The 15,319-nt window shown below is 67.3% G+C and carries 14 protein-coding genes; 9 read left to right on the top strand and 5 right to left on the bottom strand.

Annotated features, from left to right (window positions below; all coding sequences use genetic code 11):
• Window positions 1-35 precede the first annotated feature (35 nt).
• From DWV11_RS11595 to DWV11_RS11585, 3 genes are all read right to left on the bottom strand, one after another.
• Window positions 36-1,448 (bottom strand): MFS transporter, encoded by a 1,413-nt coding sequence (locus tag DWV11_RS11595; protein WP_115789060.1) that lies wholly within the window; start codon window positions 1,446-1,448, stop codon window positions 36-38.
• Window positions 1,449-1,990: 542 nt separating this feature from the next.
• Window positions 1,991-2,797 (bottom strand): SDR family NAD(P)-dependent oxidoreductase, encoded by an 807-nt coding sequence (locus tag DWV11_RS11590; RefSeq protein WP_115789058.1) that lies wholly within the window; start codon window positions 2,795-2,797, stop codon window positions 1,991-1,993.
• 32 nt (window positions 2,798-2,829) lie between these two features.
• Window positions 2,830-3,639 (bottom strand): SDR family NAD(P)-dependent oxidoreductase, encoded by an 810-nt coding sequence (locus DWV11_RS11585; protein ID WP_115789056.1) that lies wholly within the window; start codon window positions 3,637-3,639, stop codon window positions 2,830-2,832.
• A 293-nt stretch (window positions 3,640-3,932) separates the two neighbouring features.
• Between DWV11_RS11585 and DWV11_RS11580 the strand changes: the two genes are divergently transcribed.
• A complete protein-coding gene (locus DWV11_RS11580; protein ID WP_115789054.1) occupies window positions 3,933-4,742 on the top strand; it encodes a MoaF C-terminal domain-containing protein in 810 nt (269 codons plus the stop codon).
• Window positions 4,743-4,831: 89 nt separating this feature from the next.
• Window positions 4,832-5,296, top strand: coding sequence for a phage tail protein (locus DWV11_RS11575; RefSeq protein WP_115789052.1), 465 nt, complete (start codon window positions 4,832-4,834; stop codon window positions 5,294-5,296).
• Window positions 5,297-5,415: 119 nt separating this feature from the next.
• Here DWV11_RS11575 and DWV11_RS11570 read toward each other — a convergent pair whose 3' ends face one another.
• A complete protein-coding gene (locus DWV11_RS11570) occupies window positions 5,416-6,090 on the bottom strand; it encodes a GntR family transcriptional regulator (RefSeq protein WP_168404681.1) in 675 nt (224 codons plus the stop codon).
• A 143-nt stretch (window positions 6,091-6,233) separates the two neighbouring features.
• Between DWV11_RS11570 and argH the strand changes: the two genes are divergently transcribed.
• The 7 genes from argH to DWV11_RS11535 all read left to right on the top strand — a co-directional run bounded on the left by argH (window position 6,234) and on the right by DWV11_RS11535 (window position 13,569).
• On the top strand, window positions 6,234-7,709 hold the full coding sequence (gene argH / locus DWV11_RS11565) for an argininosuccinate lyase (protein ID WP_115789048.1): 1,476 nt from the start codon (window positions 6,234-6,236) through the stop codon (window positions 7,707-7,709).
• On the top strand, window positions 7,706-8,605 hold the full coding sequence (locus DWV11_RS11560) for an amino acid ABC transporter permease (RefSeq protein WP_115789047.1): 900 nt from the start codon (window positions 7,706-7,708) through the stop codon (window positions 8,603-8,605). Before argH ends, DWV11_RS11560 begins: the two co-directional genes overlap by 4 nt.
• Window positions 8,602-9,378 (top strand): amino acid ABC transporter ATP-binding protein, encoded by a 777-nt coding sequence (locus DWV11_RS11555; RefSeq protein ID WP_115789045.1) that lies wholly within the window; start codon window positions 8,602-8,604, stop codon window positions 9,376-9,378. Before DWV11_RS11560 ends, DWV11_RS11555 begins: the two co-directional genes overlap by 4 nt.
• 65 nt (window positions 9,379-9,443) lie before the next feature.
• Complete coding sequence (locus tag DWV11_RS11550; protein WP_115789043.1) at window positions 9,444-10,289, top strand: ABC transporter substrate-binding protein; 846 nt, start codon at window positions 9,444-9,446, stop codon at window positions 10,287-10,289.
• Between the two features lie 3 nt (window positions 10,290-10,292).
• Window positions 10,293-11,138, top strand: coding sequence for a polysaccharide deacetylase family protein (locus tag DWV11_RS11545; protein WP_115789041.1), 846 nt, complete (start codon window positions 10,293-10,295; stop codon window positions 11,136-11,138).
• The gene (locus tag DWV11_RS11540) at window positions 11,135-12,061 is read left to right on the top strand and encodes a polysaccharide deacetylase family protein (protein ID WP_115789039.1); all 927 of its coding nucleotides are present in this window, start codon (window positions 11,135-11,137) and stop codon (window positions 12,059-12,061) included. Before DWV11_RS11545 ends, DWV11_RS11540 begins: the two co-directional genes overlap by 4 nt.
• Window positions 12,058-13,569, top strand: a complete 1,512-nt coding sequence (locus tag DWV11_RS11535) for an MmgE/PrpD family protein (RefSeq protein ID WP_115789037.1) — start codon at window positions 12,058-12,060, stop codon at window positions 13,567-13,569. Before DWV11_RS11540 ends, DWV11_RS11535 begins: the two co-directional genes overlap by 4 nt.
• Here the strand turns inward: DWV11_RS11535 and DWV11_RS11530 are convergent.
• Complete coding sequence (locus tag DWV11_RS11530) at window positions 13,556-15,145, bottom strand: glycoside hydrolase family 32 protein (RefSeq protein WP_245953567.1); 1,590 nt, start codon at window positions 15,143-15,145, stop codon at window positions 13,556-13,558. The genes DWV11_RS11535 and DWV11_RS11530 overlap by 14 nt on opposite strands.
• Between the last annotated feature and the right edge of the window lie 174 nt (window positions 15,146-15,319).

Raw genomic sequence — 15,319 nt, 5'->3', positions numbered from 1 at the left:
TAGCTCTAACTCGAAGTCACCGCGCAGTCCCGGTGTCAGTGGGAGAAGTCTGCTGAGATCTCGGCGAGGGTGCGCCCCTTCGTCTCAGGCGCGAGCCATTGCGAGAGGACTGCGCCGAGCAATGCGACGGCGGCGGCTACGACCATGCTTGGGCCCATGCCGATGTTGCTGATCGCCCATGGCAGGGCGAAGGTGCCGAGTGCGGCTCCGATGCGGCTGAAGGCCGCGGCGAAGCCCATGCCGATGCCGCGCAGGTGGCCGGGGAAGACCTCGGCCGGATAGACCTGGGTCATCGTGGTGTAGCCGGCGTTGAAGTAGGAGAAGGCGAGGAACAGGACGAGCACGAGGATCGCTGGTGCGTTCGCCCAGACTCCGATGATCAGCAGGATGCCTGCGCAGAGCCACTGCCCGGGCACGGTGAGGATTCGGCGGCCGAGCTTGTCAATCAGAAGCACGGTGGTGACAACGCCCGCGGCCGCAAGTGCGGACAGGCCCACTCCACCAGCCCAGCCGCCGCCAAAGCCGAATTGGTTGAGCACATCGTCGGCGAAGGTCGCGATCGCGAAGTACGGAGTGACCGCGCAGAACCAAAAACCTGAGGTGAAGAGGGTGGTGCGCCAGTACTGCCTCGAGAACAGCATTCCAAAGGAGGCGCCCTTGATTTTGGTCCTACCCTGCGCGGCTTGGGCCTCCTGGATCATCCTCAGATCGATCTCTTCGGTGATGCTGTTGTGCATCTGGGGCGATTCGACGTATCTGCGTGCGATCGCGAGTGCTTCCTCACGCCGTCCCTTCGTAATGAGCCAGCTCGGCGATTCGGGGAGGCCAATTCGGGCGATAAACAGGACGAATGCGAGGATCGTGCTCGTGCCGATGACAAGGCGCCAAGGGGTGCCCGCGTCGTGCAGGAGCGTGCCGATGATGAATGCCATCATGAAACCGACATACCAGGCGATCAGGGTCAGCCCGAGCAACCGCCCGCGGAGCTTCGGAGGAGAGAACTCTGACAGCAGTGGCCCACCGATTGAGTACTCGCCCCCGATCGCGACGCCCATGAAGAACCGGATGGTGGCCAGCTGGATCACGGCCCCGTCTCCGGAGGTTACGAAGAACTGGGCCGCTGAGGCGAGCAGGAACAGGCCCATGTCCACGAGGAACATGGGCTTGCGTCCGAACTTGTCAGTAGCCCAGCCAGCCAGCGGGGAGCCGACAAAGATACCAACCAGCGGGCCGGCGGCGATCATGCCCAGAGATAGTGCGTCGAGCTGGAGATCTGACCGCATGAGTCCGGTGACGGGGCCGATGATTCCGAGGATGTAACCGTCGAGGAACATCCCGCCGATGAAGACCGCGACAAGCCGCACCATGAAGCGGCGTTTGAACTTGGAGCTGGTCTCTCCTGATATGGAGGTGTCGACGGAGTCCGTCGTCCTGGTCGGATGGATCATTGAGATTTGTTCCCTTCTGGCTTCAGCTCAAACCGCTGACGGCATCAGAGCGCCGTTTCCTAGACGCACGGACAGCCGGAGCCCTGAGCGACCGGCGGACGAGGCCGGCTGGCTCGATGCCAGCCGACGTGACCGCGCAGGACTCAGGATTCCGGCGTCGTCATGTATCACTGCTCTTCGAGATGGACGCGGCAAGACCTTGGTTTCCGGCACCCTCGCGCCGATACATCGAGATCAGAATCTCGGGTCGGGGTCGGCAAGTGTGACATACAACTCATATATCAGAACTCTAAGAGTACGATCCGCCCTGGTCAAGAGCTTGACACGTCGGCGAGGGCCCTCGGCGCGGAAAAGTCGCGAACTACGGTTATGACATTTACCGCTGCGGAATCTACGACACTCACCGTCGCGGTTCACAGGCAGGCGTGTCGGCGCGCGTCGCAGCCGCGCCGAAACGACCGGTTACGGCGGGGCGCCCATCGCCCCACTGGCTGGCCGGCTTCGGGAGTCCTTGGCCTGAGCTTCATTGCGCGTCCCCGAAGCTACACCACCCCGTCGAACGCGATGGTGGGCAGGTCCACCACGTGCGCGCCGCCGTCGGCCACGATCGTGGCGCCGGTGATGTACGAGGAGTCAGCCGACAGCAGGAAGTTCACCACCGCCGCCATCTCGGCAGGATCCGCGGCCCGGCCAAGCGGTACGTTCGCGGTCACGGCGCCGTAGGCTTCCTCGCGCCCGGACAGACCGGCGCCTTCGGCGAACTGATCCATCTCGGCGTCGGCCATCGGCGTGCGGACCCAGCCCGGGCACAGCGCGTTCACCCGGACGCCGTGCCTGCCATAGTCACGGGCCAAGGACCTGGTGAGCCCGATCAGCGCGTGCTTTCCCACGGTGTATCCGGCCACGTTCGGGCCGGCAAACAGGCCGGCCAGCGAAGAGACCACCACGGCGCGGCCGCCGTTTTCCTTCAGTTGCGGCAGGGCCTCGCGCAGCGTGGTGAAGGCCGTGGTCAGGTTGGCGTTCAGGCTCGCCTGCCAGGCACTGTCGCCGGTGTCCTCCACGGACGCGAACCCGTGCCCTCCGGCGTTCGCCACCACCATGTCCAGGCGGCCGAACTCCGCCACCACGGCGTCGACGGCGGCCCGCGCCTGCGCGGCATCGGCCACGTCCGCGACGACCGGAAACGCGCCGTGCTTCTGCGCGACGGCGTCCAGCGGCTCGCGGCGGCGGCCGACGACGGCGACCGCGGCGCCTTCCTGCAGCAGCCTGGCCGCGATGGCCTCACCGATGCCCGTGCCGCCTCCGGTCACGAGCGCCACCTGTCCGGCGAGTGCTTGGGTACTGGTCACTGTTGCTCCTTGGGTAGGGGTGGGGAACGCGCTCAGGCGGGGAAGGACGAACGGGCGAGGTAGCCGAAATCGGACACCAGGCTGGTGCCGTTGACGGGCGCGGAGGCAGGGGACGCCAGGTAGAGCACATGGTGGGCTACCTGTTCCGGTCCCTGCACCGGGAAACCGCGGGACCGCAGCGACTCCGAGCTTTCACCGAGGTCGGCCCGGGCCATCGGGGTGTCCACCACCGACGGGCAGACGCAGTTGACGCGGACCCCGTCGGCGGCCAGCTCCACGGACAACGCCCGGGTCAGCTGCAGCACCGCGCCCTTGGAGGCGTTGTACGGCACCATTCCCGGGGCGGCTACGAAGCTGGAATCCGACGCCAGCAGCACCATGGTCCCGGCCCCGGAAGCCCCGCCGGCGCCGCTTGCGGAAGTCCGGTTCGCGGAAGCCCGCAGGTACGGCGCGGAATGCTTGGCCAGCAGGAACTGCCCAGTGACGTTGACGTCCATCACGCGCCGGAAATCGGCGACCGTCACATCCTCCAGGCCGGTCCCGACCAGCCCGGAAATCCCGGCACAGCCCGCCACGGCGTCGATCCCGCCGAAGGCCGCGGCCGTCGCCTCCACGGCCCGGCGGACGTCCGCCTCATCGCTGACGTCGGCACGGAAGAAGCGGGAAGCTCCCGCACCCGGCACCCCGGCGAGTTCGCGCTGGAGGGAGGCTCCGGCGTCGTCGTCAACGTCAAGCAGCGCAAGCCGGGCGCCCTCCCGGGCGAAGGCGAGCGCGCAGGCCCGGCCGATGCCGGAGGCCGCGCCCGAAATCAGCACCACCTTTCCCGCCAATCCAAGGTCCACCGCATGCTCCTGTCCGTAAGACGTTCCCCATGCTGCCAGCGGATTCCGTGCGCGGACTTGACCGGCCGCGAACGCGACTTGTCGCTGGGTGCCTGCTTAGGGAGGATGAGTCGGCCTCCCGGCCTTGCCAGTTTCGACAAACGGCCTTCGCTCGCAGACAAGGAAGCCGCCCCGCTCGGTCCCTAGGCTGGGAGCCAAGCCCGCCAGGAAACGTGACCCGGCACACAGCGGGCCAGATGCCGCCATCGCCGACGGCCGGTCCTCGAGCCGCCGGCTGTACATAAGGACACACCATGAGCAACAACCTCCTCGACACCTCCACCTGGCTGCCCCTGGACGGCCTGGCCCCCGGATTCGACGCCAACAAGGCCGCCCCGGTCCAGGATCTGGCCGGCACCAAGCTGACCGTGCAGATCGACGGCGGAAGGTCCGACGGCGGCAGCTTCGTTTTCGAGTTCGGCGCCGGCACCGTTGCCTGGAGCGCTGGGGGACAGTCCGGGGACGACCACTACGAGGCGTTCGCCGTGGCCGAGGGGCTGTACTACGCCCAGTGGCACTCGGCCGCCGACCGCAACTACTCGGTGTCACTCTTCGTGGACCTCGACTTCGGCCGTGTGCTATTCGTCGGCGCCGTCCTGGGCCACGCGGAGCCCGGCGAGACCGCCGTCCGCCACGAGTTCCTGCCGGGCGTGATCACCGGGTCGGAGCCCGCGGGCGAGCCGGTGGCGGAGACCACGGCGCTGCTTGGCCGCCGCGTGGAGTGGGTATACAGCGACATCCACGCCTACGAGCACGTTTACCTCAGCCCGCAGTGGTACACGTGGCAGTGCCTGGCCGGACCCGAGCGCGGCCTGGCCGACACCGACACCAACACCACCTTCCAGATCCGCCCGGGCATCTACGTCTTCACCTGGCGCGAAAAGGTTATTCCCTGCGGCTCCGTCACCATCGCCGACCACCGGGACGTCCGGGCCATCCGCTCGCACGGCTACCTTTTCGGTTGGGACGAGGCCGGGACCGAGCCGGTGCACTTCACCTTCGGCGCGCACGGCCGGCTGATCAGCATGACCTCGCACACGCCCGGCCTCGATCCGGCGCGGTAAAGCCCGGCCCAGTGCGGCCCGGCCGCGTCAACGCGGACACACCCCGCTCGCTATGGTTGTCCTGAACAGGACATCTACAGGGAGGGTGCATGTCGTACGTCGTTGATTTTGAGAAGGTCTCCACCACGGGCCTGGAGTCGTCTCCCGTGGCGGAGGCCCTCGCCGGGCTGCGCGCCAACGAGGCCCGCTACTACAAGAACAAGTACGGCCACGTCTTCACGGTCACGCCCGCGGCGGAGGCCCCGGAGATCCTGGAGCGGATCCGCCGCATCCTCGCCGAGGAGCGCGAGATCGTCATCGCCTCCACGCCGTTGGAAGTGTCCTCCTTCGAGGTCGACGGCCTACGCATGGACTACGTCTTCTACGAGTCCGGGCTGTCCATCAATGTGATGTACGGCCTGGAGGAAGGGAAGAAGCGCGCCGTCGGATTCAAGCTTTCGCAGGGCATGGACGTGCCCGCGGAGCTTGCGGAGAAGTTCAAATTCGCCCGCCAGAAGTCCAAGCTGGCCGGCGAGATCCGGGGCTCGTTCTTCGTGATCAAGGGCGAGTACTGAGGCACGGGGCGGACGCTGAATGACGCGTCCGGCCCAAGTACCGCACCCCGGACGCCCGGCGGCGTTCGCGGCGTTCGCGGGGAAGGCGGGTGCCGCCGTCGGGCACCTGCCACGGAAAGTCAGTGCCGTGAGGGTTCGAGTTCCTCGATTGCTGCCTTCTCCACCATGCCGAGGTGCTGGCGCACCAACCGCACCGAAAGCTCCTGGTCGCCTTCCAGGAAGGCCTCCACGAGCTGGGTGTGGGCGCGCTTCATCTTTTCGACGTCGTCGCGCCGGGAATCGATGACCGCCACGAAGAGCGAGGAGTCGATCATCAACTGCTCCTCCTGCTTCATGAGCCGCTCGTTCCCGGACATCCCCACCAGCGCCACATGCAGTTCCCGGTGCCGGCGCGAACTCTCGGCGACGTCGCCGGAATCCATCGCCTCCACATAGGCGGCGAGGGCGCCACGGAGCCGTTCCTTGCTGGCCTTGTCCGCCGCGATGGAGCGGATGCCGGCGTGGACTTCCACCAGTTCGCGGGCCTCCATGATGTCCCGGACTTCCTTCTCCGTAAACGAGCGCACCTGGGCGCTGTGGTAGGGCCGGCGCACCAGGTACCCCTCGCCGATGAGGAAGTTCAATACTTCGCGGATGGTGGTGCGCGAGACGGAGTACTTTTCGGCGACCCATTTCTCGGTGACCGAGGCCCCCGCCGCAAGTTCGCCACTGACGATGCCGCGCCGGATCTCCTCCGCAATGTTTTCGGCTGCGGGCGCCGATGCCCCGCCTGCGTCCCCCTTGGTATCACTCATGCCGCTCATATTCCCAGATCACCCCCACAGCGCACCATTCGTCGTCATGAAATCAATATTGCCATACAATTTCTTGACATTGGGGCCATCCATGGCAAATATTGTCGTACATTCATGGAGGAACTTGTGGGAAGGATCACAGAATGAGCGTTGCTCAGGCACAAGACGCCGGGCATCATGAGGCCGGAAAGCTCTGGGGCGGACGATTCTCCGCCCCCTCGGCGAAGGCCCTTGAAGACCTCTCCCGCTGCCCTCCGGAGTACTACCGGATGGTCCGCTTCGACGTGGTCGGCTCCAAGGCCCACGCCGGCGAGCTGGTCCGGGCAGGCCTCCTCAGCGAAGGCGAGCGGAGCACGATCAGCAGCACGCTGGATGCCATCGTGGCCGACCACGAAGCGGGGACAGTCCGCCCCACGGCCGAGGACGAAGACGTCCACGGCTACCTCGAACGGGTCCTCGTGGAGCGCCTGGGCACCCTGGGCGGCAAGCTCCGGGCCGGCCGCAGCCGCAACGACCAGACCGCCAACGAACTGCGGCTCTACCTCCGGGCGGCGGCGGCCAGGCTTGCCGCGGAAGCGGCGGACCTCGTCGAGGCACTGATCCAGCGCGCCGAGGAAAACCGCGACGTCGCGGCGCCGGGTTTCACGCACCTGCAGCCCGCCCAGCCCATCACCTTCGGGCACCAGCTGCTGGCGCACGCTTCCGCGATCTCGCGCAATGTCCAGCGGCTCCGCAACGCCTGGGAGTCGTCGTCGCTCTCGCCGCTGGGTGCGGCGGCCCTGGCGGGAAATCCGCTCAGCCAGGAACCGCTGACGGCAGCCCGCGAGCAGGGCTTCTCCGGCCTGGTGATCAACTCGATCGACGGCGTTTCCAGCCGGGACCATGTTGCCGATTTCCTCTACGCCACGGCGATGCTGGCCACGGACATCTCCCGGCTGAGCGAAGAGCTGTGCCTTTGGTCCACTACCCAATTCGGCTGGATCGGACTGCACGACTCCTGGTCCACGGGCTCCTCGATCATGCCGCAGAAGAAGAACCCGGACATCGCCGAGCTCTCCCGCGGCAAGGCAGCCCGCCTGAACGCCAACCTCAGCGGGATGCTGGGCGTGCTCAAAGGGCTGCCCTTCGCCTACAACCGCGACCTCGCCGAGGACAAACACTTTTCCTTCGACAGCACGGACACCCTCGAACTGGTCCTGCCTGCCATCACCGGCATGGTGCGGACCTTCACCGTCCAGGCCGGGACCATGCGCCGCCAGGCCGTGCAGGGCTTCACGCTGGCCACCGAACTGGCAGACTGGCTCGCGGAACAGGGCATCCCCTTCAGCCAGGCACACGACGTCGCGGGTGAAGTGGTGCATTTCTGTGAGACCGAAGGCATCGGGCTGGAGGACCTGGACCTGGCCCAGGCGCAGGCCATCGACGCCCGCATCACCGAAGCAGCGCTGCACCGGCTCAGCATCGAGTCCGCACTGGCCCGGCGTTCAGGACCCGGCGGCACCGCGCCGTCGAACATTGACCCGCAGGCGAGCGCCCTGCGCGACGCGCTGGCCAGCAGCCTGGCCGGCTTCGCCACCCCCGACCCCGCCACCCCCGACCCCCAGGAGGTTCCGGCATGACGCCTACCCAGGTAACGGCACGCATCACCTACCGGATTGTTCCGGTCAAGCATTGGGCCCGCTGGATTGCCGCGATCGCGACGGCGGCCGTGCTGCTTTGGATCGTCGCCTCCTTTGCGGGCGCCCAGATCGACTGGCCCACTGTGGGCGAATACTTCACCTTCCCGGCCATCGTGTCCGGCATGGGCATCACCGTGGTCCTGACGGTGGTTTCCATGCTCATCGGCATTGCGCTGGGCGTGCTCGTTGCCGTCATGCGGCTCTCCTCCAACCCGGTAGTGAGCGGCATCGCGTGGATCTATGTGTGGTTCTTCCGCGGCACCCCGGTCTACCTGCAGCTGCTGCTCTGGTTCAACATCGCCCTGGTGTTTCCCGTTGTGGGCATCCCCGGGCTCATCGAGGGCCGCACCGTGGACGTCGTCTCGCCCTTCGTGGCCGCGATCCTTGGCCTCGGCCTGAACCAGGGCGCCTACACCTCCGAGGTGGTACGTGCCGGCATCCTGTCCGTTGACGAAGGCCAAGGCGAGGCGGCCAAGGCCTTGGGCCTGCCCGGCACCGCAACCATGCGGACCGTGGTCCTTCCCCAGGCCATGCGGGTCATCCTGCCCCCGATCGGCAACGAAACGATCGGCATGCTGAAGACAACGTCGTTGGCGTCCGCCATCGGCGCTTCGGAAGTGCTGAACGAAGCCCAGCACGTCTACCTGGTCAACAACATGATCATGGAGCTGCTGATTGTCTCCGGCATCTGGTACCTGCTGGCCGTCTCCGTCCTGTCCGTCATCCAGTACTACGTGGAACGCCGCTTCGCCAAGGGCAGTTCCAGCAAGGCCCTCCCCCTGACCCCTTGGCAGAAGGTGGTCTGGTTCTTCACCAGCCGTAGGAGCGTCGCATGAGCATCCAGCCACTTGTCCAGCTTGAGGGCATCACCAAGAGCTTCGGCCCCAACGACGTCCTCAAGGGCGTCGACCTGGAAGTAAGCAGCGGTGAAGTTGTCTGCATCCTGGGCCCCTCCGGTTCCGGCAAGTCCACCCTGCTGCGCTGTATCAACTTCATCGAGCAGCCCACCTCCGGGCTGGTCTTCGTTGGCGACGAGGTCATCGGGCACCGCCGCACGGAAGACCCCGAGGTCCTCCAGCAGGTCCACGAGAACGCCATCGCCCGCCAGCGCAGCGAGATCGGCATGGTCTTCCAGCGCTTCAACCTGTTCCCGCACATGACAGTGCTGGAGAACATCACCCACGCCCCGCGCCTGGTGCGGGGGCACAGCGCGGCCGCGGCCAACGAGGCGGCCATGACCCTGCTGGAGAAGGTGGGCCTCGCGGACCGGGCCACGGCCTATCCGCGCCAACTCTCCGGCGGGCAGCAGCAGCGGGTAGCCATCGCCCGTGCACTGGCAATGGAGCCCCGGCTCATGCTCTTCGACGAGCCGACCTCCGCCCTCGACCCGGAACTGGTGGGCGAAGTCCTCAAGGTCATGCAGGAACTCGCTGCCGGCGGACTGACCATGATCGTGGTCACCCATGAAATCGGCTTCGCACGTGAAGTGGCGGACCGCGTGGTGTTCATGGACGGCGGCGTGATCGTGGAGCAGGGCAGCCCATCCGAAGTGATCGACAACCCGCAGAACCCCCGGACCCGGGCCTTCCTGTCCAGGGTCCTCAAGTAACTCCCCTCAAGTAACTCCCCCCAAGTAACTCCCTCGAAAAACATCCCCTCCCCCGAAGGAAGACCATGAAGAAGAACCTCCTCAAGGGCGGCACCGCCGTCCTCGGCCTCGCCCTCGCACTCACCGCCTGCGGCGCGCCCGCCAAGAGCGCCGACGGCAAACCCAGCACCATCAAGGACGGCGTCCTGAACGTCGGGCTGTCCCCCGACTTCCCGCCCATGGAGTACTTGGACGAAAGCAGCAACCAGCTGGTGGGCGTGGACGTGGATATCGTCACCGAAATCGGCAAACGCGTGGGCCTGAAGGTCGAGTACACCCAGCAGAAGTTCGACCAGCTCATCAACTCGGTAAAGACCGAACGGGTGGACATCGTCTTCTCCGGCATGTCCGACACTGTGGAACGCCAGAAGACCGTGGACTTCATCGACTACTTCAAGTCCGTGGGCCGCTTCTACGTGCTCGGTGCCAACAAGGCCAAGTACACCCAGGACACGGATGTCTGCGGCCAGAGCGTGGCCGTGAGCTCCAAGACCGACTACTACCCGGCCCTGCAGCGCTTCAGCAAGGAAAAGTGCGAAGGCGCCGGCAAGCCGGCCGTGAACATTGTCCCGACCGACTCCGGCGCCGCGGCCCGCCTGCAGCTGGACCAGGGCCGGGCCCAGGTAGCCATCCAGGGCGCAGAGAACCTGGTCTATTTCGAAAAGAAGAGCCCGGGCAAGTACGCGATGGTCCTGGGCAACGTCAACGAACTTCCGTTCGGCGCCGCCACCAAGAAGGGCAACACGGCGCTGCAGGACAAGGTGGTCAAGGCCTTCCAGGACATGAAGACGGACGGCACCCTGAAGAAGATCCTGGACTCCCACAATGTGGGCTACGGCCTCACGGATCCGGTCCTGAACGGGGTCAAGTAAGCGGTGAAGCCTGATACCGCCAGGGCCGGTGTGGACGCCCCCACCACACCGGACAGCGCCACACTGGCCCTGGCCTTCGACCTTGACGGACCCACTGGCAATGCCATGCTCAGCGGAGCCCTCTGGCGCAAACCCGGCTACTTCACCCTGGGCGCCTACGGCCCGCACCGGGCGATGCCCCGGATCCTGGACATCCTGGCCGGACACGGACTCACCGCCACCTTCTTCACCCCGTCCTGGGTGGTGGAACAGTGGCCGGAACTCTGCCGGAGGGTCCTGGAGGAGGGCCACGAAATGGCGCACCACGGGCACCGCCACGAAGTGTTCTTCGGCAAACCCGAAGCGGAGCAGCGGGCCATCATCCGCCGCAGCCGGGAAATCTTCCGGCAGCTCCTCGGCGCGCCGGGGGCGGGCTTCCGTGCCCCTTCCGGCGACTGGCACCCGCAGACAGCGCAGCTCCTCGCCGAGGAAGGCCTGCTGTATTCCAGCTCGCTGCGGAACGGCGACCTGCCCTTCCGGCACGCGGACAACGGGCTGATCGAGCTGCCCGCCAAATCCCTCTTTGACGACTACACCGCCTTCGCCTACCACCGCTCCCCGAACTTCCCGTCCGGACTGGACCGGGTGGCGGCCTATCGGCCGGTCTTCAACGGCTGGCGGGACGAGATCCTCGCGGCAGCGGACGAAGGCCTGATGGTCAGCACCATCTGGCACCCCAAGGTCATCGGCACCCCGGGCCGGGCCCTGCTGCTGGACGAGTTCTTCGGCACGATCCTGGACTCGGGCCGGGCCCGGATAACCACCTGCCGGGCCGTAGCCGAGGACTGGAACGAAAGGCTCCTGCGATGACACCCACTTCCGGATTCCCGACGGCGGCGGGCACTGCCGCGGGCGGCCGTCCACACCTGCCGCTCTGGCCGCACGGGGCGCGCTGCGCCGTCGTCGTCACGATCGACGTCGACGGCGACCTGCCCTTCCTGGCTCTCGACCCGGCGCACCGGGACCGCCTGAAGTCCCGTTCCGTGGGGCAGTACGGCCCGGACCATGGCGCCGGCCGGCTCCTGCGCGTACTGGAACGGCTGGGCGTGGCGGCCAGCTGGTTCATCCCCGGCGCCATCGCACAGCAGTACCCGGAGCTGGTCCGCTCCGTGGTCCATGGCGGGCACGAACTCGCCTGCCATGGCATGCACCACCTGGACTTCGACGGCCTGGACCTTGATGGCCAAGCGACGGAAATGTTCGACGGCGCCCGCGCGCTGCAGGAGGTTTCCGGCGCCCCGGTCCGCGGGTTCCGCACGCCCTCCGGCGAGTGGAAGCCCGGCTTCCCGGAGGCCATGGCCGCCGCCGGGTTCGAGTGGTCGTCCTCGCTGCCGGGCGACGACAGGCCCTTCCCGCTGGGTGACACCGGCGTCCTGGAACTGCCGTTCCGCTACGAGTTGGAGGACCTGCAGTACCTGGGCTTCAACCTGGACCCGCCCTTCCCACCGGGACAGTCACGGATCCAGAGCCTGGAGGCCGTCCGGGACAACTGGGACATCGAATTCGCGGCCGCCCGGCGCTTCGGGACCATGCTCATGCTCCGGCTCAATGCCGAGATCATGGGCACTCCTGGACGGGCGCGGCTGCTCGAGGACTTCCTGTCCTCCACCATCGCTTCCGGGGAGGCCTGGATCGCGACGTGCGGCCGGCTTGCCGCGCACTGGGCCGGGCAGCCGGTGGAAACGGACCATCCCTACCGCCGGTTCGTGGACCTGGCTGCACGGGAATCATGACGACGGCGGCCCGCACCCAAGCACCGCCACTGGCCGCCCGTCTGGGCGAGTGGGTGGCCGGGATGGCAAACCATACGCTCTCCCCCAGGCTTGCGCAGAAGGCCTCCGACCATCTTCTGGACACGCTCGGCGCCATGGTCGCGGGCCAGGACGAACTCCCGGCCCAGGCCGCGCGGGCGGTGTTCCGACGGCCCGGCCCCGTACCGCTGGCCGGTGTCGCCGGCTTGGATCATCACCACGCCGCCTTGGATCCGCTGGACGCCGCCTTCGTCAATGCCGTGTCCGCCCACTGTCTCGAAGTCGACGACACCGAAGGTTGCGATCATTCCGGCGCGGTCGTGGTGCCGGTGTTGCTTTCGCTCCTGCCCTCTTGCGGAGCGCCCGACGGCGGCGCGCCCGACGGCGGTGCGCGCCCAGGCGGGCGGCTCCTCCCCGCGCTGGTGGCCGGCTATGAGGTGGGACGCCGGGTGCAGCTCGCGCTCGGTGGATACGAGCAGCACAACGCCCGCGGCTGGCATTCGACGGCTACCTGCGGGGTGTTCGCAGCCGCGGCCGCGGCCTCGGTGATGCTGGGGCTGGACGGCGGGCAGTCGGCGTCGGCCCTGGGCATCGCGGCGAGTTCCAGTGCCGGCGGCTGGGCGTTTTCCGCCGACGGCAGCATGACCAAGCAGTTCCATCCCGGGCAGGCCGCACGGGCAGGGCTTGAGGCCGCGCTCCTCGCGCAGGCGGGCGCGAACGGTCCGCGGCAGGTGTTCGAGCCGGTGTGGGGTGGTTTCTTCGCCACGCACGGCGGCCCGGACGGCGCCGGCTTCGACAAGGTGGAACCCGGGCTCCTCGTGGATGGGCTGGGCTCCACCTGGCACTTCGAACATTCCGCCATCAAGCCCTACGCCAGCTGCCGCAGCGCCCACACGGCCATCGACGCCTTCCTGGGCGTCCTGGCGGCGGAAGGCCTTTCTCCGGCGGATGTCCGGGCCGTGCGGGTGCACGTCAGCGGCTTCCTGCGGCCCATGATCTGCCCGCCCGCGCCCGCGGACGCCGCCCAGGCCCGGATGAGCCTGCCGGTGTCGCTGGCTTTGTTGTTGGAGGGCAAGGACTTGATGCCCGAGGACTTCAGGCTCTTCGACAGCCCCGGGGTGCTGGAGCGGCTGGCGCGCATCGAGGTTGTGCGGGATCCGGAAGGCGGGCGGGAGCCGGAAGGCGGGCGGGAGCCGCTGGTGGAGGTGATCACGGCCCATGGCACCTTCGCCGCGCGCGTGGAGCATGCCCGGGGCGGGGCACGGCACCCCCTGAGTCCCGCCGAGGTGGAGAAGAAGTTCTGCCGGCTGACTGCGGACCGTCTCGGCGCGGCGCAGCAGGCGGAGTGGATAGCATTTGCCCGGAAACTGCCCCCGGAAACGTTGTTTGCCCGCTCACATTTGGGCGGGCAAACAACATTTGCCGGGGCGAAAGCGTCGGAGCGTAATCCGGGCTCCAGTCAGGAGCCCGGTGCCCCTAACTCATCGTGATCTCCCGGATGGTCAGCCGCCGGAAGGTTGCACGGCCGTCGTTGGAGTAGAGGCGGATGCCGTTGTCGCCTTCCAGGGGGAAGACCCGGTGCGAGTGGACCACCGTGCCGTCGCCCACGAAGAGTTCCACGCTGTTGCGGTCCACCAGGACACGGACTTGCAGCTTCCCCGCAGCGGGGTCGAACGGCGTCTGGGATTCCCCTCCTGTGGGGTTGATGGTCGGACGGCGATTGACGTAGCTGTACCGGCCCGGGAGATAGGCGCCGACGGCGACATGGCGGCCGCCGCCCGGGGCCCGGCACAATTCGAAGCCGATGTTCGTTGGCGGTGCCGCCGGGTCCCAGGCCAGCTCGCAGGACAGATCGTAGGCCCCGGAACGGAGGGTCAGGTCCTTGGTGCCCTGAACTGACACATCACCAAGGCGGTGCGTGCTGCCTACATAAGCAGAGAGCGCGGCCGGGGGTGCCGAAGCTAGCCGGTACCCGTTTCCGGCACGGATGAGCCGCAGTTCGCGGACGATCATGTCGTCACCGTTGTAGCCGTCGGTGGCCAGGGTCGGCGTGTTGTGCGGGTAATCCCAGAAGTTCGCCCAGCCGATGGCCCGGCGCAAGGCCGGGTTTTCGGCGCACGAAGCAAAGTGATCGGGGTAGGTGACGGCGCCGTAGAAGTCGAAGCCCCAGTCCAGCCAGTGCGGCTCGTCGTGGTCGGGGACGAAAGCGGAGCCGTTGAAGGCGCCGGTCCAGTAGGCGTAGGTGGCAGGCAGCCCGCGGCCATTCCCGTTCGCGCTGGTACCGAGGATCCAGTGGGTGGTGCCGTCGTCCGCGGTCATCCGGAAGATGTCGGGGCACTCAAGCAGGCCGAGGTCGGTGCGGACGAACTCGCCCACCCGGGTCCAGGAATGGAGGTCCGGCGAAACGTAGAACCCGAGCGTGCGGCCTTCCGCGTTCGCCAGGAACCAGCGGCGGCGGTCACCGTCCCAGATGATCTTCGGGTCGCGGAAGTCCTGCACGCCGGGGTTCGGGAGGACCGGGGCCTTGCCGCCCGGCGTGAAGCTGCGGCCGCCGTCGGTGGAATACCACAGGTACGGCGCCTGTTTTCCGCCGGGAGCCTGCGTGACGACGGCGATCACCGCGCCCTTGCCGTAGCCGGCGGTGTTCCGTTCGTCGACCACAAGGCTCCCCGACCAGCAGTCGCCGTTCGCGTTCGAGAACTTCGGGATGGCGACGCCCTCGTCGCGGAAAGACACATGGTCCCGGGTGGTGGCCAGGCGCCATGCAGTGCCGGCCCCGCCCTCAAGGTAATCGGCGTTGTACAGGTAGTAGTACAGGTATTCCCCGTTGACGTAGATGGGCCGCTGGGGATCGTTCTTCCAGTTGTCCGGGACGCTGAAGTGGTACTCAGGACGCTGACGCATTCCGCCTCCATTGACGAGTAGCGGTGCCGCCGCTGCGGGCCCGGCCGTTGCCGGTGCTGCCAGGTAGCCCAGCGCCGCGACTCCGGCGCCGGTGACCAGTGAGCGCCGGCTGACCCGGGATCCGGGAACAGCGGTGTCCTGCATGATGCTGGGTGTGTTCATTCTGTGGCTTTCTTGTGTGGAGTGCTTCTTCGCACATGGCCTGTGGGAGCAGTAATGGGGAGAGGGCGCGGTCCAGCCCCCCGAAATGTGGTTCGCCCGCTCAAATTTCAGCGGGCAAACAACATTTCGGCGGGCGGAACCCGCGGCGGCCGGGCCGGGGGCTGTTGCCGGGCG

It is taken from the genome of Arthrobacter silvisoli, from assembly GCF_003369445.1.
Taxonomy (GTDB): Bacteria; Actinomycetota; Actinomycetes; order Actinomycetales; family Micrococcaceae; genus Arthrobacter; species Arthrobacter silvisoli.
The sequence above is the reverse complement of the archived record's forward strand: the minus strand, read 5'-3'. Positions and strand labels throughout refer to the sequence as shown.